The 20,588-nt window shown below is 64.8% G+C and carries 27 protein-coding genes; 14 read left to right on the top strand and 13 right to left on the bottom strand.

The features are described 5' to 3' along the window. Positions 1-174 precede the first annotated feature (174 nt). Genes I603_RS09865 through I603_RS09845 form a run of 5 tightly spaced genes read left to right on the top strand, consistent with a single transcriptional unit; the run spans position 175 to position 5,395 of the window. Entirely contained in the window at positions 175-771 is a 597-nt protein-coding gene (locus I603_RS09865; RefSeq protein WP_068864805.1) for a protein-L-isoaspartate O-methyltransferase family protein, read from the top strand. 5 nt (positions 772-776) lie between these two features. Beyond that, positions 777-2,234, top strand: coding sequence for a TolC family outer membrane protein (locus tag I603_RS09860; RefSeq protein ID WP_407643899.1), 1,458 nt, complete (start codon positions 777-779; stop codon positions 2,232-2,234). Positions 2,235-2,275: 41 nt separating this feature from the next. Further along, a complete protein-coding gene (locus tag I603_RS09855; RefSeq protein ID WP_068864556.1) occupies positions 2,276-2,773 on the top strand; it encodes a DUF2497 domain-containing protein in 498 nt (165 codons plus the stop codon). A 40-nt stretch (positions 2,774-2,813) separates the two neighbouring features. After that, positions 2,814-4,988, top strand: coding sequence for an alpha/beta hydrolase family protein (locus I603_RS09850; protein ID WP_084440028.1), 2,175 nt, complete (start codon positions 2,814-2,816; stop codon positions 4,986-4,988). Continuing rightward, positions 4,985-5,395: a (2Fe-2S) ferredoxin domain-containing protein gene (locus tag I603_RS09845; protein WP_068864554.1), complete on the top strand. Its 411-nt coding sequence runs from the start codon at positions 4,985-4,987 to the stop codon at positions 5,393-5,395. The genes I603_RS09850 and I603_RS09845 overlap by 4 nt, the downstream gene beginning before the upstream one ends. Here the strand turns inward: I603_RS09845 and I603_RS09840 are convergent. Further along, positions 5,392-5,703, bottom strand: coding sequence for a hypothetical protein (locus tag I603_RS09840; protein WP_068864552.1), 312 nt, complete (start codon positions 5,701-5,703; stop codon positions 5,392-5,394). The two genes, I603_RS09845 and I603_RS09840, sit on opposite strands and share 4 nt — an antisense overlap. Before the next feature lie 147 nt (positions 5,704-5,850). On the opposite strand from I603_RS09840, the gene I603_RS09835 reads away from it, so the two are divergent. Genes I603_RS09835 through xth form a run of 3 tightly spaced genes read left to right on the top strand, consistent with a single transcriptional unit; the run spans position 5,851 to position 7,486 of the window. Next, positions 5,851-6,282: a CBS domain-containing protein gene (locus I603_RS09835; protein ID WP_068864550.1), complete on the top strand. Its 432-nt coding sequence runs from the start codon at positions 5,851-5,853 to the stop codon at positions 6,280-6,282. A 38-nt stretch (positions 6,283-6,320) separates the two neighbouring features. After that, positions 6,321-6,653 carry a HesB/IscA family protein gene (locus I603_RS09830; RefSeq protein ID WP_068864549.1) on the top strand — a complete coding sequence of 111 codons (333 nt, stop codon included), beginning with the start codon at positions 6,321-6,323 and terminating at the stop codon, positions 6,651-6,653. Between the two features lie 38 nt (positions 6,654-6,691). After that, positions 6,692-7,486, top strand: coding sequence for an exodeoxyribonuclease III (gene xth / locus I603_RS09825; RefSeq protein ID WP_068864547.1), 795 nt, complete (start codon positions 6,692-6,694; stop codon positions 7,484-7,486). A gap of 16 nt (positions 7,487-7,502) precedes the next feature. Here xth and I603_RS09820 read toward each other — a convergent pair whose 3' ends face one another. From I603_RS09820 to I603_RS09775, 10 genes are all read right to left on the bottom strand, one after another. Further along, entirely contained in the window at positions 7,503-8,171 is a 669-nt protein-coding gene (locus I603_RS09820) for a cell wall hydrolase (RefSeq protein WP_068864545.1), read from the bottom strand. Between the two features lie 192 nt (positions 8,172-8,363). Beyond that, positions 8,364-8,705 (bottom strand): DUF1491 family protein, encoded by a 342-nt coding sequence (locus tag I603_RS09815; RefSeq protein ID WP_068864543.1) that lies wholly within the window; start codon positions 8,703-8,705, stop codon positions 8,364-8,366. Positions 8,706-8,720: 15 nt separating this feature from the next. Then, positions 8,721-9,197, bottom strand: coding sequence for a PaaI family thioesterase (locus I603_RS09810; protein ID WP_068864541.1), 477 nt, complete (start codon positions 9,195-9,197; stop codon positions 8,721-8,723). Between the two features lie 16 nt (positions 9,198-9,213). Further along, entirely contained in the window at positions 9,214-9,675 is a 462-nt protein-coding gene (locus I603_RS09805; protein WP_068864801.1) for a PTS sugar transporter subunit IIA, read from the bottom strand. Positions 9,676-9,834: 159 nt separating this feature from the next. Further along, complete coding sequence (gene hpf, locus I603_RS09800) at positions 9,835-10,401, bottom strand: ribosome hibernation-promoting factor, HPF/YfiA family (RefSeq protein ID WP_068864539.1); 567 nt, start codon at positions 10,399-10,401, stop codon at positions 9,835-9,837. 55 nt (positions 10,402-10,456) lie between these two features. Further along, a complete protein-coding gene (dnaQ, locus tag I603_RS09795) occupies positions 10,457-11,149 on the bottom strand; it encodes a DNA polymerase III subunit epsilon (RefSeq protein WP_068864538.1) in 693 nt (230 codons plus the stop codon). A gap of 49 nt (positions 11,150-11,198) precedes the next feature. Then, positions 11,199-11,783, bottom strand: coding sequence for a dephospho-CoA kinase (coaE, locus tag I603_RS09790; protein WP_068864536.1), 585 nt, complete (start codon positions 11,781-11,783; stop codon positions 11,199-11,201). Beyond that, positions 11,780-12,637: a shikimate dehydrogenase family protein gene (locus I603_RS09785; protein ID WP_068864534.1), complete on the bottom strand. Its 858-nt coding sequence runs from the start codon at positions 12,635-12,637 to the stop codon at positions 11,780-11,782. The genes coaE and I603_RS09785 overlap by 4 nt, the downstream gene beginning before the upstream one ends. Next, on the bottom strand, positions 12,634-13,233 hold the full coding sequence (locus I603_RS09780) for a Maf family nucleotide pyrophosphatase (RefSeq protein WP_068864532.1): 600 nt from the start codon (positions 13,231-13,233) through the stop codon (positions 12,634-12,636). The genes I603_RS09785 and I603_RS09780 overlap by 4 nt, the downstream gene beginning before the upstream one ends. Next, positions 13,230-14,075 carry a pyruvate, water dikinase regulatory protein gene (locus I603_RS09775; protein ID WP_068864530.1) on the bottom strand — a complete coding sequence of 282 codons (846 nt, stop codon included), beginning with the start codon at positions 14,073-14,075 and terminating at the stop codon, positions 13,230-13,232. Before I603_RS09775 ends, I603_RS09780 begins: the two co-directional genes overlap by 4 nt. 325 nt (positions 14,076-14,400) lie before the next feature. Here I603_RS09775 and hemE point away from each other — a divergent pair, with 325 nt between their 5' ends. The 4 genes from hemE (at position 14,401) to I603_RS09755 (ending at position 17,782) form a co-directional block, all read left to right on the top strand. Beyond that, positions 14,401-15,417 (top strand): uroporphyrinogen decarboxylase, encoded by a 1,017-nt coding sequence (hemE, locus tag I603_RS09770; protein WP_068864528.1) that lies wholly within the window; start codon positions 14,401-14,403, stop codon positions 15,415-15,417. 6 nt (positions 15,418-15,423) lie between these two features. Beyond that, the gene (locus I603_RS09765; protein ID WP_068864526.1) at positions 15,424-15,867 is read left to right on the top strand and encodes a CopD family protein; all 444 of its coding nucleotides are present in this window, start codon (positions 15,424-15,426) and stop codon (positions 15,865-15,867) included. A gap of 200 nt (positions 15,868-16,067) precedes the next feature. Beyond that, positions 16,068-17,333, top strand: a complete 1,266-nt coding sequence (gene rho, locus I603_RS09760; protein ID WP_068864524.1) for a transcription termination factor Rho — start codon at positions 16,068-16,070, stop codon at positions 17,331-17,333. Positions 17,334-17,371: 38 nt separating this feature from the next. Continuing rightward, on the top strand, positions 17,372-17,782 hold the full coding sequence (locus I603_RS09755) for a BLUF domain-containing protein (protein WP_158093637.1): 411 nt from the start codon (positions 17,372-17,374) through the stop codon (positions 17,780-17,782). A gap of 3 nt (positions 17,783-17,785) precedes the next feature. Here I603_RS09755 and I603_RS09750 read toward each other — a convergent pair whose 3' ends face one another. Together I603_RS09750 and I603_RS09745 are read right to left on the bottom strand one after the other, a co-directional pair. Next, complete coding sequence (locus I603_RS09750; protein ID WP_068864522.1) at positions 17,786-18,181, bottom strand: nuclear transport factor 2 family protein; 396 nt, start codon at positions 18,179-18,181, stop codon at positions 17,786-17,788. Continuing rightward, on the bottom strand, positions 18,178-18,876 hold the full coding sequence (locus I603_RS09745; protein WP_068864521.1) for a dienelactone hydrolase family protein: 699 nt from the start codon (positions 18,874-18,876) through the stop codon (positions 18,178-18,180). Before I603_RS09745 ends, I603_RS09750 begins: the two co-directional genes overlap by 4 nt. 101 nt (positions 18,877-18,977) lie before the next feature. On the opposite strand from I603_RS09745, the gene I603_RS09740 reads away from it, so the two are divergent. Next, complete coding sequence (locus I603_RS09740) at positions 18,978-19,229, top strand: DUF6489 family protein (RefSeq protein ID WP_198157241.1); 252 nt, start codon at positions 18,978-18,980, stop codon at positions 19,227-19,229. Between the two features lie 4 nt (positions 19,230-19,233). Further along, positions 19,234-20,520 (top strand): tRNA uridine-5-carboxymethylaminomethyl(34) synthesis GTPase MnmE, encoded by a 1,287-nt coding sequence (mnmE, locus tag I603_RS09735; RefSeq protein ID WP_068864519.1) that lies wholly within the window; start codon positions 19,234-19,236, stop codon positions 20,518-20,520. Positions 20,521-20,588: the final 68 nt, after the last annotated feature.

Here is a 20,588-nt window from a genome sequence, read left to right as displayed (position 1 = left end):
CCGGCGCTTCCCTAAGCACCGGTGCGCGGCGAGGTCAAAGGTGTAAAATCGCCAGCGCATCTGGCACCGGAGCGCGGTCCAAAGGCCTTGGAACCGGCGGCGCGCGCGTCTAAGGAAGGGTTGACGGGCTGTATTGCATACATAATACAGTCTCGCGGAGACGACGTGAACATCATGACCATGACCCTGCCCGACAGCGCGACAGCGCGCCGCGCGATGATCGACAGCCAGCTGCGCACCAGCGGCGTGAACGAGGAATATGTTCTGGCGCGGATGCTGGCCGTGCCGCGCGAGGATTTCCTGCCTGCTGAAAAGAGCGCGCTGGCCTATATCGACCGCGCTGTGATGATGGGCGCTGGTGGACACCTTGGTGCACCGCTGTTCTATGGCAAGCTGCTCACGGAGGCGGCTCCCGGGAGCGATGACCGGGTGCTGGTCGTCGAAGGCGGCACGGGCTATCTGGCGCAGCTGCTACGCCCGCTGGTTGCCGACGTCGCAACCGCAACCGCCGCCGATGCCGCGGCAGGCGAGGCGCCTGCGGGCAGCTATTCGCTGATCCTTGTCGACGGCGCGATCGAGCAGTTGCCCGAAGCCCTCACCGCGCTGCTGGCCGAGGATGGCCGGATCGTTTCGGGCCTGCTGCTGCGACAGGTCACCCGGCTCGCATCAGGCCGCAAGGTCGGCGGGAGGATCGCGCTCCAGCCGGTGGAGGATATGGGAATTCCGGTGCTCCACGCCTTTGACGCACCGAAGGGCTGGTCTTTCGCGTGACACGTCTGCCCGCCTCACTGCTCCGGACCGCTTCGGCGAGCCTGCTGGCGCTGTCCTCGCCTGCGGAAGCGGACAATCTGCGCGAGGCGCTGGTACAGGCCTATACGACCAACCCCACGCTCGAAGCGGCACGCGCCAACCAGCGCGCAACCGATGAAGGCGTGCCGATCCAGCGTGCGCCCGGCCTGCCTTCGGTCGATGTCACTGCGACCCATATCGAATTCATCCGCCAGTCGGCCAACGCCTTCGCCCCGCCGGAACGTAACCTCGGCGTGACGACCGCGCTGCTGGTGCCGGTCTATTCGGGCGGAGCGGTGCGCAACGGCATCGCCGCAGCCAAGGAACGGGTCGAGGCCGGGCAGGCCGACCTGCGCAATACCGAAAGCACGATCTTCGCGCAGGTCGTTGCCGCCTATATGGACGTGCTGCGGACCGAGGCGCTCGCGGCGCTGGCGGCAAACAATGTCGCGGTGCTGCGGACCAATCTCGAAGCCACCAGCGACCGCTTCCAGATCGGCGATCTGACCATCACCGATGTCGCCCAGTCGCGCTCGCGCCTCGCTGTGGCAGAAGGCGATCTGCAATCGGCCGAGGCCAACCTGATCGCCGCGCGTGAAACCTACATCCGCCTTGTCGGCAGCGCCCCGGCCGCGCTCGAAGCGCCGCCGCCGTTGCCAGGCCTGCCCGACACGGTGGGCGAGGCGATCGTGAGCGCGCTCGAAAACAACCCCAATCTCGAAGCCGCCAAGCTGCGCGCCGAGGCCGCCGGATTCGACACCAAGGTCGCAGGCGCCGGGCGGCTGCCGACAGTCGGGCTGTTCGTCAACGGCCAGTACAGCGACTTCTTCGGCACGCTGGTCAGCAACTTCCCCGGGCTCGTCCAGCGCGAGGTGACCGCCAATGCCGGGGTGCGGGTGACCGTGCCACTGTTCCAGGGCGGCCTGCCCGCCGCCCGCCAGCGTCAGGCCGGAGCACGCGAATCTGCCGCGCTGGAAGACGTGATCGCCTCGGAACGCCAGATCGTCGCCGAAACCCGCTCGACCTGGTCGAACTGGCAGGCCGCCAATGCCGTCATCAAGAGCGCGCAGGCTGCGGTCGAAGCCGCCGAACTCAGCCTTGAAGGCGTGCGCGCGGAGAACTCGATCGGCAACCGCACGATCATCGAAGTGCTCAACGCCGAACAGGAACTGGTCAGCGCCCGCGCGCAGCTCGTGACCGCGCGGCGCAATGCCTATGTCGCCGGGTTCAACCTGCTGGCGTTGATGGGCAAGGCCGAGGCGCGCGATCTCAATCTCGATATCGAAGGCGTGCTCTACGATCCCACAATCAACGCCGACCGGGTCAGCAGCAAGATGTGGGACTGGGACCGCGATCCCGAACCGCAGGCCAAATCGACCAGAACCGTTGACATTCCGGCCCCCGACGCAACAATCGGCCCGCAACTCCTGCCCGGCGAAAAGTAAGTCCCGATTCGGGACGCCGGGTGGCGTCACAAGGGTGGAAAATGAGTCACGAAGGCGAAGCGTCGGTCGAGGAAATCCTTGAATCGATCAAGAAGGTGATCGCGCGCGACAATCGTGCCGTGGCGCTCGAAGCCCGTCGCCGCCGCGAACTCGCAGCCGACGAAAGCGAAGCGGCGCCGCAGCCGGCATCGCAGGCGCGCGACGAGGACGAAGTGCTCGATCTGGCTGACATGGAATGTTCGCCGGAGACCGAAGCCAGCGCGATGCCGCTCGGCAGCGGTCAGGCGACCGGCGACGAAACCCCGCTGATCGCCGATGCCGTGCGCAGCGCGATGCAGGAAAATCTCGCCGCGCTGGCAATGCTCGCCGAACCGGGCGCCAAGCCGCAGATCGTGCGTTCGGGCGAGACCTCGCTGGAGGGGCTGACCCGCGAATTGCTGCGCCCGATGCTGGCCCAATGGCTCGAGGCAAACCTGCCCGCCATGGTCGAAAAGCTGGTCCAGGCGGAAATCGCCCGGATCGTCGGCAAGAAGTCCTGAAGGCTGGCGCAGGCGAGCGCGGCGGGCTAATCCTGCCGCCATGCGAAACCATACCTTTTCCGGCACCCTGATCGCCGCCGCCCTTTTTTCCGCACCAGTCGTCGCGCAGGATGGCCCTGCACCCGTCGCCGCCGAAAACGAGTCCGTTCCCGGTGTCTCTGCTGCACCGATGAGCGCGCGCGACCTCGTCACGCTCCCTCGCCTCGGCGCGCCCACGGTCAATGCGGCGGGTACAATCGCAGCCTACACGGTCACCGTGACTGACCCGGAAAGCCTTGTGCGCAGCCCGCGGCATTACCTCATCGATCTGACCCGCCCGGGAGCGAAGCCGGTGGCGCTCGACTTCGGGCTCAAGGCGTCCGGTCTGGCTTTCGGGCCGGATGGCGCAGTCTATTTCCTCAGCGGCGAACATACCGACAAGAAGGCCGAGAGCCGCAGCCGCGTGTGGCGGGTGAGCCCCGGCAAGGACGGGCGCAGCGGCAAGCCGGAGGTGGTTGCCGATATTCCGGGCACCGAAATCGCCGGCTTCAAGCTCGCGCCGAACGGGAAGGCGATTGCGCTGTGGGGCGAGGTGCCGCGCGATTGCCCGCGCTTCGGTTGCCCCGACGTGGCACCCGCCCACCTGCCCGGCCCAGGCACCGGGCGGCTCTACGACGGGGCTGACGGCTTCTATCGCCACTGGGACCGCTGGGCCACGCCAGGCACGCCCAACCGCGTTTTCGTGTTCGGGCTGGAGGATGGCAAGGCAGTCGGCGACGGGGTTGCCGTCGACGGCACCGACCCTGCAACCGGCCTCGTCGCCGACACCCCCACCATGCCTTTTGGCGGGGGCGAGGACATCGCTTTCTCGCCCGATGGCGAGCAGGTCTATTTTGTCGCCCGCAAGGCCGATGGCACGGAGCCGGGCTCGACCAATCTCGACATCTATGTATCGGACCTGTCAGGCGGCGCGCCGGTGCTGCTGACGGCGAACAATGCCGCCACGGACACCGCGCCCACGCCCTCGCCCGACGGGCGTTATCTCGCGTGGCTGGCGATGGAGCGGCCGACCTACGAGGCTGATCGCCTTTCGGTGCGCCTGCTTGATCTCAAGACCGGCAAGCTGCGCAATCTCACCGCAAACACCGATCTCAGCTTTGGCACCCTGACGTGGACAGCCGACAGCAAGCACCTGATCGCCACCGCCCAGAAGGTTCTGGACACCCCCGCCTTTCGCATCGATCCGCAGACCGGCAGCGTGACCGAGCTCAATCTCATGGCGGGTAACGAGGCGCATATCGCCAACCTCGCCGCGCTGCCCGGCGGGCGGCTGCTGTTCACCCGGGATTCGCTCGGCGCACCGTCCGAGCTCTATCTGGCAGATGCAGGGCAGAAGGGTCGCCCGCTGACAGATGTCGCCACGACCCGCATGGGCGGCCTTGCGAACATCGTCACCCGCCGTTTCAGCTTTGCAGGCGCGAACGGCGGCACGGTGTGGGGTCAGATCACGCGCCTTGCCGACCAGACCGGGCCGATCCCCGCCATCCTGTATATCCACGGCGGGCCGCAGGGCAGCTTCAACGACGCCTGGTCGAGCCGCTGGAACCCGCGCGTCGTCGCGAGCCGGGGCTATGCGGTGATATCGGTCGATTTCCACGGCTCGACCGGATACGGCCAGGCCTTCACCGATGCGATCAACCGTGATTGGGGCGGCAAGCCGCTGGAAGACCTCAAGAAAGGCCTCGAAGCCGCGCTCGCGCTCGATAGCCGGATCGACGGAACCCGCGCCTGCGCGATGGGCGCAAGCTATGGCGGTTACATGGTCAACTGGATCGCGGGGCAGTGGGCCGACCGCTTCGATTGCCTCGTTCAGCACGATGGCATCTTCGACACTCGCAGCTTCTATTATTCCACCGAGGAATTGTGGTTCCCGCGCTGGGATTTCGGCGGTTCCTATGCGCAGGCGCGCGAGATCTACGAGAAGTGGAACCCCGCCAACCACATCGACAAATGGCAAACGCCGATGCTGGTGGTGACCGGCGAGCGCGATTTCCGCGTGCCCTATACCCAGGGGCTGCAAAGCTTCACCGCGCTGCAGGAACGCGGCATTCCCTCGCAATTGCTGGTGTTCCCGGATGAAAACCACTGGGTGTTGGGCGCGAAGAATTCGCTGCAATGGCATGATACGGTCTTCGCGTGGCTTGATCGCTGGCTGAAGCAGGACGCGCCCGAATGAGCCGGCAGGAGCTGCTTTCGGCGCAAACCTCGCTGGCCAAGCATTACGGCGATCCGGCCAAGGGAACCGCGATCACCCGCCACATCATGCTGTGCGCGGTGTCCGACAAGCAGAAATGCTGTTCGCGCGCTGAGGGCGAGGAGGCATGGGAGTTTCTCAAGTCGCGGCTGAAGGAACTGGGCCTTGTCGGCCCGCAACGGGGTGAGGACAGCAAGCGCGGTCCGGGCGGCGGTATCCAGCGCAGCAAGGCCGATTGCCTGCAGATCTGCGCGGCCGGACCGGTCGCGGTCGTATGGCCCGACGGGGTATGGTACCACTCCTGCTCGCCCAAGGTGCTGGAACGGATCATCCAGGAGCACTTGGTAGGCGGCGTGCCGGTGGAGGATTACCGCCTTACCCCACCCTAGTCTTCAGGGGGCATCCACAATTCGTCGCGGGCAGGCATCCGGTTATCGACCGATTCGTCATGCCCCGTTCCGTTGGACAGGAAGGCAAGGCCCATCAGCCCTCCGCCAAGCAGCATGGTGAGACTGATACCGAGCGCGACCGCGATGTAGAAATGCACGGAAATCATGCCATTATAGGCAAACAGCAGCCCCATCGCGACCGCCACCACCAGCACCGTCACCGCCAGCAGCAGCTTCATGATCTGGCGATAGCGGGCCCAGGCATGGGCCGCATTCACGGGATCATCGAGCGGGGATTTGCGGGTCATGGGCCCGACATGGCCCGCGCATGACCGCATTGCAACGCGCAAAAGCCGCAAGCACCGGTTCGCGCCATGCAAGCTGCCACTGTGCACAGATTCGCTTTTTGTGTGCGGACATGGCATTTTCCATTCCCCAGAGAGAGGGAGTCGGCCATGAACATTGCCAGCATCATCGCCCTGCGCGGCGCCTCCGATATCATCGCATGCGACGTTGCGACCCCGGTCGCAGACGCCGTGCGCGTCCTTGCCAGCAAGCGTATTGGCGCCCTGCCGGTGCTGCGCGATGGGCGCGTGGCGGGCATCGTGTCGGAGCGGGACGTGATCTACCGGCTTGCCGACCACGGCGAGGCCTGCCTGTCGATGCGCGTCGAACAGATCATGACCTCGCCCGCGGTAACGGTCGAGCCTTCGACCACCATCGACGATGCGCTGGCGATGATGACCCGCCGGCGTTTCCGCCACTTTCCGGTGGTGGACGACGGGAGGCTGGTCGCCTTCATCTCGATCGGCGACCTCGTGAAGCACAAGATCGACGAGGTCCAGCACGAGGCAGAGGCGCTGCGCAACTACATCCAGGCGGTGTAGGCCTTGAGCGCGCGCGGCTCTCGCCCTAGATTGGCAGCATGAGCGCTGAACCCCTGATCCTGACTTCGTCGGCCGCCAAGCGTGTGGCCTTCATTGCAAGCAAGCAATCGCGCCCGGCGATCCTGCGTCTGGCAGTGGAAGGCGGGGGCTGTTCGGGCTTCCAGTACAAGTTCGACCTCGCCGAAGCGCCCGAGGCGGATGATTCAATCTCCGAGACTGATGGTGTGAAGCTGGTGGTCGATCCGGTGAGCCTCGATCTGATCGCGGGCAGCACCGTGGATTTCGTCGAATCGCTCGGCGGTGCGGCCTTCAAGGTCGAAAACCCGCAGGCTGCTGCCGGCTGCGGCTGCGGGGCAAGCTTCGGGATTTAGGTTAGACCCGCGCAGCGGTTTGGGGCATCAGTAGCCCCATGAAAATTGCCACCTTCAACATCAACGGCATCAAGGCGCGCCTGCCGCGCCTCGTCGAATGGCTGGAAGAAACCCGCCCGGCGGTCGCCTGCCTGCAAGAAATCAAGTCGCAGGACGAAGGCTTCCCCGCCGCCGATATCGAAGCGCTGGGCTATGCCGCGATCTGGCACGGACAGAAGGCCTTCAACGGGGTCGCGATCCTCGCCGACAGGCAGGCAGGGTACGACATCACCGAAGTCCGGCGCGGGCTCGGTATCGACGGGCCGAAGGACGGGGAGGGTGAACAGGCGCGCTATCTCGAAGCCGATGTGAACGGCGTGCGCATCGCCTGCCTCTACCTGCCCAACGGCAACCCGCAGCCGGGGCCGAAGTTCGACTACAAGCTGGCATGGATGGAAAAGCTTCGCGGGCGCATGGCCGCCATCTGGGCCGAGGAAGTGCCCGCGGTGGTGCTCGGCGATTTCAACGTCATCCCGCATGACGATGACGTTTGGTCGGTGAAGGCGATGCGGGACGATGCGCTGATGCAGCCCGAATCGCGCGCGGCCTATGCGCGCCTGCTCGCCGACGGCTGGACCGACGCGATCCGCGCCCACAACCCGCGCGGGGGCGTGTGGACCTATTGGGATTACCAGGCCGGAGCGTGGCAGCGCGACCACGGCTTCCGGATCGATCACATCCTGCTGTCACCCGAATGTGCCGACCGGCTGGAAGCGGCGGGCGTCGACAAGGCGCATCGCGGGCGCGAGAAGGCGAGCGATCATGCGCCGGTGTGGGTGAAGTTGCAGAGCTAGGCTCTGCAACTTTCCCTCAACGATAGAAAATATGCGTGTCGATCTGGGCGAGGCGCGTCTTGCGGTGGCTCCAGCCGGGACGGACATACTTGGCGTGGAAGAACACCGCCTCGCCCGCTTCGGATTCCCACAGGCCCTGGTGGGCGATTGCGGCGATTGCGACAGCGCGGGTCCACGCAGGCGAACCAGTGCGGATCTGAGGCATCCGCGTGCCGCGCATGAAGGAGAATTGCCCCTTTTGGCGCACCACGCCGCAATAGCTTTCGGGGAAGCGGTTATCCTCGGAACGGTTGATGATCACCTGCGCCACGGCCAACTGGCCGGCGAGCGGCTCGCCGCGGGCCTCGAAATAGACCGCGCCTGCAAGACAGTGCATTTCTTCGTTCAGCGGGGCGGCGGTATCGACCATCCGGACCAGCTCGTGCAGTGAACCCGCCTCGGTCAGCACCGGCGCCTGGGCCACCTCGGGAAGCGGCTGCACCACTTCCTCGGAAATGAAAACGGGGGTTTCGGGAACCAGCTCGGTCGCCGGGGCCGGATCGGCCGCACCGGACAGGGCGAACTGCCCATCGGCCTGCGCTTGTGCGCTTTGGGCCAGAACCGCGGCGCCATCGACGCCGGGAAAGGTAATGGTTGCGGTCGCCACGGCGGCGAGGGCAATCATCGAAACGGTCTTGCGACTCATGTACTCTACAATTCGGGCGGTGAGCGCGCTCCGACGCAGGCGGAAACCCTGTGCGATTGTGTTCGCTTGAGAGAGGGGGGTTCAAAATGCCTGCCGGCGGCTCCCCGTCTGCGTGCTGCCCGGGCAACCGGATTGCCACCCGTCAGCCTGCGCGAGGAAGTGCGCGGGCCATTAGCGGCAAATGGCGAGAGGTCAAGTTAACGTATCGATTTGCGCGACGAAGCGTTCCGGAACGTCGATATCCACCTCGATCAGCCAGATATCGGCATCCTGACGCCGCCTCCGCGCCAGATATTCGGAAAAATCCTGCTGTTTTTCAGGATCTTCCTCTTTTGTCGTAACAAAGCTGCGCGAACCGTCGAGGTTGGGCATTCTTTCGTAAAGTCTTGCTGCTTTGCCACGACATGTGGTTACCAGCAGGATCGTCCCGGCATCGCGCTCGCCGCGGGCAAGCACCGTGGCAAAGCCGCCCTGCGATTCGGCCAGGCGCAGGATCGCGCCTACTTCAAGATGCGCCGGCAGGCGTTGGCTCATCCCGAAGCGCCCGCCTCAGCCGTCCGATGCATAGCCCGGCAGGCTGGAGAGCGCGATGCGCGAGCGCATGAAGGTGCCGGTGCCGCGCCCGATTTCATCGCCTTCCGCATCCACCAGCCGCGCTTCGGCCACGAACACCCGACGCCGCCCGCTTACCCAGCGCCCCTCGGCGATGACAGTGCCCTCGCGCACGGGCTTGGTGAAGTGCAGGTTGAAGCTGGTGGTGAGCAGGAAACGATCGGTTGCCAGCGTGTTCGCCGCGTAGAAGGCCGCATCGTCGAGCATCTTGAAATAGATCGTGCCATGCGCCGCACCCGCCGCGTGGTAATCCTCGGGGCTTACAGTGAAGGTCAGCCGCGAACGGCCTTCTCCCGGAATTTGGAGCGCGCTTGCAAACTTGGCGTTGACCGGCGCGGAGGCATAGAGCCGCTCCAACGCGCGGTAATGGCCCTCCGCCCCGGTGGCGGGGGCTGCATGATCGGCGTGGCTCATGGTCGGGTCACACGCGTCAGGCGGCATCCCGTTCGAACTGGTGGGTGAGCAGCGCATAGGCTGCTTCGGGATGGGGCGCATCAGCCAACATCTGCAGCTTCGCTTCGTCACGGGTCAGGCGCGAGATTGCGGCAAGCGCATGCAGGTGGGTTGCCCCGGCATTCTCGGGCGAGACCAGACCGCAGATCAGCGTCACGGGCCGGGCATCGGCCGCAGCGAAATCGATCGGCGCCTCAAGCCGGATCAGTGCGAGGCTTGGCCGGCGCACATCCTTGCTGCGACAATGCGGGATCGCCACCCCGCGCCCGAAACCCGTGCTGCCAAGCGCCTCGCGCGCTTCGAGGTTCTCGAGCACCTCGTGCGCGTTGAGCCCGTAGGCATCGGCCAGCAGCTGCGCGACCGCAGCGAGCACCTTGGGCTTGCTGTCGATCCGGTCGAACAGGATCGCTTGCGGGGAAAGAGCGAGGTTGACGTCCATTGTATTGCGAATCCCGAAAAAAATTGCCTGCATGCAGTGCAAGACCGGCCTGACAGGTTGGCAAATGCTCCTGCCGGCCGGGGCGATTGCCCCTCCTGCTGCTGCCGCGTGAGCCCTGTGCCTTGCATTGAAACCGCCCCTCCGCGGCTTGCCCGGACTCTATCTCGGCTCGACCCATCCAATCGAACCATCGGCGCGCCGATAAACCATATTATGCCGTCCGGTGCCAGCGTTTTTGAAGAACAGCGCAGGGGTATTCCTCAGATCCATCAGCATCACCGCGTCAGCGACCGAGGCGGTGGGGATGTCGACGCGGGTCTCGGCGATCACCAGCGGGGCATCGGCGGCGACCTCTTCCTCCTCGTCCTGATCGATGGCGAAGATAGTGTAGGCCGCCTCTTCCTCGTCACGGGCATGATCGGCCTGTTCGTGGCGATCGGTGAGGCGGCGCTTGTAGCGGCGCAGCTGCTTGTCGATCTTGGCCGCCGCATCGTCGAGCGCGACGTGGGCATCATGGGCCGAGCCCTGCGCCTTGAGGATCAGGCCCTGCATCACATGGGTCACGATATCGCAGGTAAACGCCCCGGCGGGCGCCTTGCCGAAGGTCACGTGGCTGGAAAGGGCCTTGTCGAAATACTTGTCCACCACGCCGCCGAGCCGCTCGGCCGCATGTTCCTGCAGGGCGGCACCCGTATCAACCTGGTGGCCCGAAATCCGTATATCCATGTCATTGCCCTCCCGTCCAAGATGGCGTTCGCTTGTAGTCCCGCGCGCCGACCCCTCAGCGCGCCCAGATGGCTTTTTCGATGCCGGCAATGAACGTGCGGTGGCGCTCCAACTCCTCCTCGCTGGGCGCATGGGGGCGAGGCGCACGCACGGGTCGTCCGGCAACAGGAGCGGTGACGACCACCGCTGTCTCGACCGCCGTCACGCTTTCGCTCTCGACCAAGCCGAGCCCGATCTGCCGCCCGCCGGTCAGCTCGACATAGACCTGGGCCAGCAATTCGGCGTCGAGCAGCGCGCCGTGCTTGACCCGGTGCGAGCGATCAATGCCGTATCGGGTGCACAGCGCATCGAGCGAGTTCTTGGCGCCGGGATGCTTCTTGCGGGCAATGGCGACGGTATCAACCATCCGGTCCATGGCGACGGGCGCGCGGCCGATGCGTTCAAGCTCGGCATTGAGAAAGCCGAAATCGAAGCCGGCATTATGCGCCACCAGCGGAGCATCGCCGAGAAATTCGAGCAATTCGTCGGCGCTTTCGGCAAAGCGCGGCTTGGTGGAAAGGAAGGCGGCGCTGAGGCCGTGGACACGCTCTGCCTCGGCCGGCATGTCGCGTTCGGGGTTGAAATAGGCATGGAAGGTGCGGCCCGTTTCGACCCGCCCGACCATTTCGATGCAGCCGATCTCTACCATGCGATCCCCGGATTTGGGATCGAGCCCGGTGGTTTCGGTATCGAAGATGATCTCGCGCATTTGCTCTACTATCTGCCCAAGATCAGCCGCTGGCAAGAGGCGCTTGCCGTCAAAGTGAAGCGATCAGCGCGGCCACCTCGGCGCGAGTTTCTTCAAGGCTGGTGCCGGTGTCGATGACATGATCGGCGCGCTCGCGTTTCTCCGAATCGTGGAGCTGGAGGCCATAGATATGTTCGAACTTGTCCACGGTCATGCCGGGACGTGCGAGCACGCGCGCGCGTTGCACCTCTTCGGGCGCGGAGACGACCACGATCATGTCGACGCTCTCGTGCCCGCCGCGCTCGAACAGCAGCGGAATGTCGAATACCACGGCGCGCTTGTCGGCATGGCGTTCGAGAAAGGCGGCGCGGCGCGCGGCGACGGCGGGGTGGACGATGGCCTCCAGCCGGGCGAGCGCGGCTTTGTCGGCAAAGACCTGATGGCCCAATCTGTCGCGGTCAACGCCGTCTGGCCCGGTCGATCCGGGAAAGGCGGCTTCGATGGCGGGGACAAGCTCGCCGCCCGGCCCCTGCATGCGGCGCACCTCGGCATCGGCATCGAACACCGGAATGCCCGCCTCGGCGAACATCGCCGCGACGGTCGACTTGCCCATGCCGATGGAGCCGGTGAGGCCGATGATCTTCGGTTTGGTCATACGGTAAGTATCCGGCGAAGTTCGGCATCGTGTTCGCGCGGCGGAGGTGCGCCGAAGAACCGCTCGAAAGCCACTGCCGCCTGTCCGATCAACATGGAAAGCCCATCAATGGTGCGGTGGCCCGCTGCGCGTGCGTCTTGCAGGAAGGGCGTGTCCAGCGGGGCTGTGACGATGTCATAGGCGATGCTGCCGGGCGGGGCGTGGCTCCAGTCGAAGGCGAGGGGGGGCTGGCCCAGCATGCCAAGGCTGGACGCATTGACGACAAGATCGAGGCATCCCTCGCGGTCGTCGAAAGCAAAGTCGGTCGGGTCGGCGAAATGGGCGAGGTCAATCGCATGATGCTCGCCCTTCGGTGCCAGTTCATCCAGCAGAGCGCGCGCCTTGGCCGGATCGCGCCCCGCGACGACCAGAGTGAAGCCCTCGCAGGCGAGCGCCGCGATGATCGCCCGCGCCGCCCCGCCGGTGCCGATGATGCGCGCCATGCGGAAGTAATGGGTCTTGGCCAATTCGTGGCTGAGCGGTTCGAGGAAGCCTGCCGCGTCGGTATTCGTTCCGGCCAGCAACCGATCAAAAGCGGGATAGATGGTGTTCACCGCGCCGATGGTCCCGGCGGGCGGCTCCAGGCTGTACAGCAACGGCATCACCGCCTGCTTGTGCGGCATGGTGACGTTGCAGCCGCGCCAGTCGAGGTCTTCACGGCGCGCGGCGAGATAGTCGGCCAGTTCTTCCGGGCGAACATGGCACGCGCGATATTCCGCCTCGATCCCCAGCTTGCCGAGCCAGAAGTTGTGGATCGCGGGGGACTTGGATTGGGCGATGGGATCACCGATCACCTCGGCATAAGGGCAGGTCATGCCAGCAGCACCCCTTCCTCCCGCAGCGCGCCGAGCAAGGGCAGCAGCGGCATGCCGAGCACGGTGAACTGGTCGCCCTCGATCCTTTCGAACAATTGCACCCCCGGCCCCTCGATGCGGAAGGCGCCGACGGTGTGGCCGATCGCCGGCCATTCGAGAGTGAGGTAGTGTTCGATGAAGTCCTCGGACAGGTCGCGCACATGCAGGCGGGCGATGCTGGCGTGGCTCCATTCGCACCCGTCTCCGCGCACCAGCGCGGCGGCGGAGTGAAGCTCCATCAGCTGGCCCGAGAAGAACCGCAGATGCTCTCCCGCCTCATCCCGGCTGCGCGGCTTGTCGAAACGGCGGCCCGCGCAGACCACCAGCGAATCCGATCCCAGCACCAGCGCCTCGCGGTGAAGCACGGCCACGGCAGCCGCCTTGGCTACGGCCAGCGCTTCGGCCACTTCGGCAGGGTCGGCGCCTTCCAGCCCGGCCTCCACCGCGCGTTCGTCAATATCGGCGGGGATGCTCTCATAGACGACCCCTGCCGCATCGAGCATCGCCCGGCGCGAGGCGCTTTTGCTGGCGAGGATCAGCCGCGGCGCGTCCGTCATATCGGTTTGCCCTGCCCCGCAGTCCCGGCCGGACGCCGCCCGCGTTCCTGCACCAGCCGGATGATCGCGGCGGCGGTCTCCTCGATCGAGCGGCGGGTGACGTCGATCACCGGCCAGCCATTATCGCCGAACATCCGGCGAGCGAATTGCAGTTCGGCCTTCACCCGGTCATTGTCGACATAGGCGGTCTCGGTCGCCTCGTTCAGCGACAGCAGCCGGTTGCGGCGGATCTGCACCAGCCGTTCGGGGCTGGTGGTCAGCCCCACCACCAGCGGGTGGCGCAGGCCGTAGAGCGCCTTGGGCGGCGGGCTTTCCACCACGAGCGGAATATTGGCGACCTTGTAGCCGCGGTTGGCGAGATAGATGCTCGTCGGCGTCTTGGACGAGCGCGATACGCCGACCAGCACGATGTCGGCCTCTTCCCACTCCTCGTAACCGATGCCGTCATCATGGGCGATGGTGTACTGGATCGCCTCGACCCGGCGGAAATAGTCCTCGTCCATCGCGTGCTGGCGGCCGGGGCGCCCGTGCGCCTCCTCGCCGAGCTGCGCCTCGAGCGCGGCGGTCACCTGATCGAGCACCGGAACGGCCGGCAGGCCCAGGTGGCGGCAATGTTCCTCCAGCCGCTTGCGCGTCTCGGGATTGACCAGCGTGTAAAGCACCAGCCCGGGATGGGCGGCGAGATCGGGCACGATCCGGTCGAGATGCTGGAGCGAGCGCACCATCGGCCAGAAATGGCGGCTGATGTCAGGATTGTCGAACTGCGCGAGCGCCGCCTTGGCGATCATTTCCAGCGTTTCGCCGGTCGAATCCGATACCAGGTGAAGGTTGAGTCGGTTCATGCGCGTGAGGCTCGGCGGGGGCTGTGGACAGACAGGCGCATAAACCACGGGAGGGGATGCCGAACAAGCTGCGGAGCGAATTTCCTGCCCGCTGCAAGGCTTTTCACCGGAGCATTTGTCGACACGGGACAAGTGTTGTCGACAGGCTGGGAAGAGTGGGGATAAAGCCCGCTTGACGTCGATTCCCGGCGGATTCGGTGGTCGTCAATCGGGGTTGTGCAACGGGGGGTTAATCGGGCAGGAACCGGTAATTCCCACTTTCCACAGGGCCAACAGACTCCATCAATCCTTTTATAATTTGATTTGTTTTGTTTTAAGGAACGCCATGCCCGGTCCGCTTCTCGATACGCTCAAAGGTGTCCGTCAGGACGTCGCCCCCGTCTGGCTCATGCGCCAGGCAGGACGTTATCTTCCCGAATACAGGGAGTTGCGCGCGGAAAAGGGCGGGTTCCTTGAACTCGTCTATGACAGCGAAGCCGCCGCCGAAATTACGGTGCAGCCGATCCGGCGTTTCGGCTTTGACGGAGCGATCCTGTTTTCCGACATCCTGATCGTACCGCACGCCATGGGGCAGGGTCTTGCCTTCATGGCTGGCGAAGGGCCGAAGCTGTCCCCTACCCTGCTCGAAGTGGGTCTTGATAGCTTCACCCCCGCCTTCGAGCGGTTCGAACCAGTGTATGAAACCGTGCGCCTCACCCGCCAGCAGATCGGGCCGGAGGTGACCATGCTTGGCTTTGCGGGCAGCCCCTGGACGGTCGCCACCTACATGATCGCTGGCGAGGGTTCCAAGGATCAGGGGCCGGCGCGACTGCTGGCCTATCGCGATCCGGAGCGGCTTCAGGCGATCGTGGATGCCATCATCGAGGTTTCGGTCACTTACCTGCGCGGCCAGATCGATGCGGGCGCCGAAGCGGTGCAGCTGTTCGACTCCTGGGCCGGCAGCCTTGCCCCCGACCAGTTCGAAAAGTGGGTGGTGGCGCCTAACGCCGCGATCACCGCGAAGCTGAAGGAAAGCCATCCGGACACCCCTGTGATCGGCTTTCCCAAGGGCGCGGGGGCGAAACTGCCCGCCTATGCCCGCGAGACGGGTGTGGACGCCGTCGGCCTTGACGAGACGCTCGATCCGGTCTGGGCGCATCAGAGCCTTCCGCAAGGCATGCCGGTCCAGGGCAATCTCGATCCGCTGCTGGTGGAGGCTGGCGGCCGGGCGCTGCCCGAGCGGGTACGCACCATCATCGCCGCTTTCGAGGATCGTCCGCATGTCTTCAACCTCGGCCACGGGATCGGGCAGCACACGCCGATCGCCCATGTCGAGGAACTGCTGGCTGCATTGAGGGGTTAGAACGCGATGGATTCCCTGCTTACCATCTATCCTTTCCTCAAGATCGGCCATGTGATCTTCATGGTTTTCTGGCTGGCCGGGCTCTTCATGCTCCCGCGCCAGTGCATCTACATGCTCGATCACGCGCCGGGGTCCGAAGGTGAGGCCAAATGGGCGGTGCGGATGGGCAAGCTGCGCAAGATCATTCTCACCCCGGCGCTGATCATCGTGTGGGTGCTCGGGCTTGCCATGGCGATTGCGGGCAATCATTTTGTCGGCGCGGGCTGGCTCCATGCCAAGCTGGCTCTGGTTCTGGTGATGACGGGCTTTCACGGCTGGCTGGTGGCGCAGACCAAGAAGATGGCCCGCGGGGAACGCCCGCTGACCGAGGCGCGGCTGCGCTTGCTGGGTGAACTGCCTGGTATCCTGCTGATCCTGATCGTGGCTCTGGTCTATCTGAAGCCGTTCTGAAGCCCGCTGCGCTCGAAGCGCATTTTCCGCGATTGACCGCGCCGCGCGGTGCATCTATTTCGCGTTCCACCATTCCGGTGACCGGGGCAATTCCCGCCTCGTCAGGTCTGCTTTCTCCAAGCCCGGCCCCGCGCACAAGGGGCGCCTCTGTCGCCCAGAGGTACTGACCATCCGGCCACTCCTGCTTTCGGAAATACACAATGCATCTCAAGGACCTCAAGCGAAAGACCCCGGCCGAACTGGTCGCGATGGCGGAAGAACTGGGCGTTGAAGGCGCCTCGACCATGCGCCGTCAGGATCTGCTGTTCAGCATCCTGCGCGAACTGGCCGAGGACGAGGAATACGAAGAAAAGATCATGGGTATCGGCACCATCGAGGTGCTGCAGGACGGCTTCGGCTTCCTGCGCTCGCCCGAGGCGAACTACCTTGCCGGGCCGGACGATATCTATGTCTCGCCCAACCAGGTCCGCCGCTGGGGCCTGCGCACCGGTGACACCGTCGAAGGCGAGATCCGTGCGCCCCGTGATGGCGAGCGCTATTTCGCGCTGACCAGCCTAGCCAAGGTCAATTTCGACGATCCCGAGGCGGTGCGCCTGCGCACCAATTTCGACAACCTGACCCCGCTCTATCCGGACCAGAAGCTGCGGCTCGATACGCTCGATCCGACCATCAAGGACAAGAGCGCCCGCGTCATCGACATCATCGCCCCGCAGGGCAAGGGCCAGCGCGCGCTGATCGTCGCCCCGCCGCGCACGGGTAAGACCGTGCTGCTGCAGAACATCGCCAAGGCGATCACCGACAACCACCCCGAGGTGTTCCTGATCGTCCTGCTGGTCGACGAACGCCCCGAGGAAGTCACCGACATGCAGCGCTCCGTGAAGGGTGAGGTTGTCTCCTCGACCTTCGACGAGCCTGCCCAGCGCCACGTACAAGTCGCTGAAATGGTTATCGAAAAGGCTAAGCGCCTGGTCGAGCACAAGCATGACGTGGTGATCCTGCTCGATTCGATCACGCGTCTCGGCCGTGCTTACAACACCGTGGTGCCGTCCTCGGGCAAGGTGCTGACCGGCGGTGTCGACGCCAACGCGCTCCAACGGCCCAAGCGCTTCTTCGGCGCGGCGCGCAATATCGAGGAAGGCGGCTCCCTGTCCATCATCGCCACCGCGCTGATCGACACCGGCAGCCGGATGGACGAAGTGATCTTCGAAGAGTTCAAGGGCACCGGCAACAGCGAAATCGTGCTCGATCGCAAGGTCGCCGACAAGCGCATCTTCCCGGCGCTCGACGTCGGCAAGTCCGGCACCCGCAAGGAAGAACTGCTGGTCGAGAAGGACCGCCTGTCGAAGATGTGGGTGCTTCGCCGCATCCTGATGCAGATGGGCACCGTAGATGCGATGGAGTTCCTGCTCGACAAGATGAAGGATTCGAAGACCAACGACGATTTCTTCGATACGATGAACCAGTAAGGTTGCGCGCGCCGGGGGGTGCGTTGCGAGAACGGACAGTGGACGGGTCGGGAAAAGTGCTTAGCCAGTATCTCTATATCAGCACCGCGCCGACTTTGCCGCGCGAGGAAGTCGACGCGATCCTTGCCACCAGCGCGCGGAACAATCCGGCGCGTGGCATCACCGGTCTGCTGTTGTTCAACGGCCGCAACTTCCTCCAGTTGCTGGAAGGCGAGGAGGGCGAAGTGGCGGTCCTGATGGAAAAGATCACCGCCGATCCGCGCCATTCGGGTGTCTCGGTGCTCGATCGCCGCGGGATCGATGTGCGCACCTGCCCTGACTGGGCGATGAAGCGGGTGATGATCGCCGAAAGCATCGAGGCGCGCCGCGAGATGCTCGAACGCGACCTGCCAGAGGCGCTCGACCCCGAAGTGCGCAAGATGATCGTCAACTTCGCGGTGCTGAACTAGTCGCTAGCTCTTCGCCTTCGCAAGCTGCGCGCCCATCATCTCCCAGACCTTGTTGATCGCCTTGAGTGGTCGGACCATCACCTTGAAATCGGTAATCTTTCCATCTTCGTTGAAGCGGATGATATCGACCCCGTTGATGCTGATCCCATCGATCTCGGTCACGAATTCGAGCATCATCTCGTCCCCGTCGACCAGCTCGCGGACATAGTGGAACTTGTCGTTTCCGAGCACGTGGCTGGCAGCCACGAGATAGGCCATGACGATTGCCTTGCCGGCCTGGGGCGTGTGGACCACCGGCGAGTGGAACACTGCGTCATCGGCCAGCAGGTCTGACAGGAGGGCAGGATCGCCGCCCCCCTCCATATAGGCATGCCATCGGGCAAGATTGGTCCGGCTCATCCCAGATGCTCGGCGAAAAAGGCGGCGGTGCGGCTGTCGGCAAGGTTTGCCGCATCCTCGATCCGGCGCTTGCCGTGCTCGGTGGCGAACCCGTGGTCTAGCCCTTCGTAATCGTGCAGGGTCACGCGCGGGTGATCGTCCAAGCCCTCGTGCATTGCCTTTTGCGTTTCGGGCGGGACGAAACCGTCCGCGGTGGGAATATGCAGCATCAGCGGATTGGCGATGGCGTGCTTTTCGCCCAGCAGGCCGTCGATGCCGACCCCGTAATAGCCTACACTCGCATCGATATCGGTGCGCGCTGCGGTCATGTAGGCGAGCCGCCCGCCAAGGCAGTAGCCCACGCAGCCGACTTTGGCGACGCCGAGCGTGCGGCGGATGTGGTGGATGGTCGCCTCGATATCGCGGATGCCTGCGTCCTGATCGAACCGCCCCATCATCTCGAGCGCGGTCTGGAACTCGGCTTCCACATCGGGATCGAATTCCACTCCCGGTTCCAACCGCCAGAACAGATCCGGTGCGACCGCGAGGTAGCCATCTGCGGCTAGCTTATCACATTTCTGGCGGATACCGGGGTTTACCCCGAAAATCTCTTGTATGACGATGATTGCACCCCGCGGCGTGCCTTCCGGCGCGGCGACATAGGCACCGAAGCTGGCATCGCCTTCTAGGGTGGGAATGGTTTGGTTGAGGCTCATGGTCTCTCTCTCGCTTTTGCGGGGGTCTCTGTCGCAACCCCTATCTCTTGCCTTGGCGGCCTGCCAAGCCCAAATGGGTGAGGAGGCAGGAGGAGCGCCCCATGAAGATCACCATCGAGTTTGACTGCACACCAGAGGAGGCTCGCAGCTTTCTTGGCCTGCCGGATGTCAGTGCGGCCAATAATATCTATGTCGAGAATATCGCCAAGGCGATGCAGGGCGTTTCCAGCCCCGACCAGCTCCAGCAATATGCCGCCGCGCTCGCGCCGATGGGACAGGTGGGGCTCAAGCTGTTCCAGAGCTTTGTCGAAGGCGGGATGAAGGCTGCATCGGGTTCGAAGTCTTCCGATTGAGCAGGTGAGCGACGGGCCGACCATCTTCGCACTTTCGAGCGGCGCGCCGCCTGCCGGGGTCGGTATAATCCGTGTCTCCGGCCCCGCAGCGCGTATGGCTCTGGAGAATCTGGCGGGCAGGGTGCCGCCGCCCCGTCGGGCTTCGTTGGCGCATTTGCGCGACGGTGTCGGAGGTCTGCTCGACGTTGCACTAGTGTTGTGGTTTCCGGGCCCCGACTGCGCCACAGGAGAGGATCTGGCAGAGTTCCATTGCCATGGGGGCCGCGCGGTGGTTGCGGCTGTGGAGCGGGCGCTGGCCGCAATTCCCGGCCTGCGCCGGGCCGAGGCGGGAGAATTTACGCGCCGTGCCTTTGCCAATGGGCGTATCGACCTGGCCGAGGCCGAAGGGCTGGGCGATCTGCTCGCCGCCGAAACCGAGCTTGCCCGTGCCGCTGCGCTCGCCAATGCTGGTGGGGCCTTGTCGCGCCAGGTCGAGGGTTGGCGTGAACGTGTCTTGGGTCTTTCGGCGGAGGTCGAAGGGGTGCTGGACTTCTCTGACGAGGAGGATTCTGCTGACCTGCCGGAATGTTTCACGTGGAACATTGCCGCCCTGGCCCAGGATCTGCGCCAATGGCTGGCGCGCCCGCGCTCGGAACGGCTCGGTGAGGGTTTCCGGGTGGTGCTCGCCGGGCCTCCCAATGCAGGGAAATCAACTCTTTTCAATGCATTGACCGAGAGTGAAGCAGCCATCACCTCGCCGATTGCCGGCACGACCCGCGATGTCATCGAACGCTCGGTTGCGATTGGCGGCGTGCCGTTCACCTTTGTCGATACAGCCGGTCTGCGCGATGATGGCTTGGCCGACGAGATCGAGTCGATCGGAATTGACCGCGCCAAGAGCCAGCTCGCCCGCGCCGATCTTGTACTTTGGCTCGGGCCGGAGGGCGGGGGACCGCCGGGTGCCTGGGAAATTGCCGCCCAGGCGGATCGCGATGGGTTCGTGCCCAAGCGATCGGCCAGCTTCACCTTGTCGGCAACCTCGGGCGAGGGACTGGGCGCACTCAAGTCAGGCTTGGTCAAGGCGGCGCGCGATGCTCTGCCCAAGCCGGGAGAGGCGGCGCTCAATGCCCGCCAGCATGCGCGCCTGTCGGAGGCGGCTGAGGCGCTGGAGGGGGCGCAGGGGTTGTCGGACCCGCTTCTGATTGCCGAAGAGCTGCGCCGCGCCCGGCTTGCTTTCGACCGCCTGATCGGGCGGGCGACAACCGAGGACATGCTCGACACACTGTTCGGGCGGTTCTGCATCGGCAAGTGATGCTGGCGGCAAAATGTTTCACGTGAAACATTGGAAGCGCGCAGCGTATCCAAATCCGCTTTGACGAT

Origin of the sequence: Erythrobacter dokdonensis DSW-74 (assembly GCF_001677335.1) — a bacterium.
Classification (GTDB): domain Bacteria; phylum Pseudomonadota; class Alphaproteobacteria; order Sphingomonadales; family Sphingomonadaceae; genus Erythrobacter; species Erythrobacter dokdonensis.
Note: the sequence above shows the minus strand (reverse complement) of the source record. Positions and strands in the feature narration are given on the sequence as shown.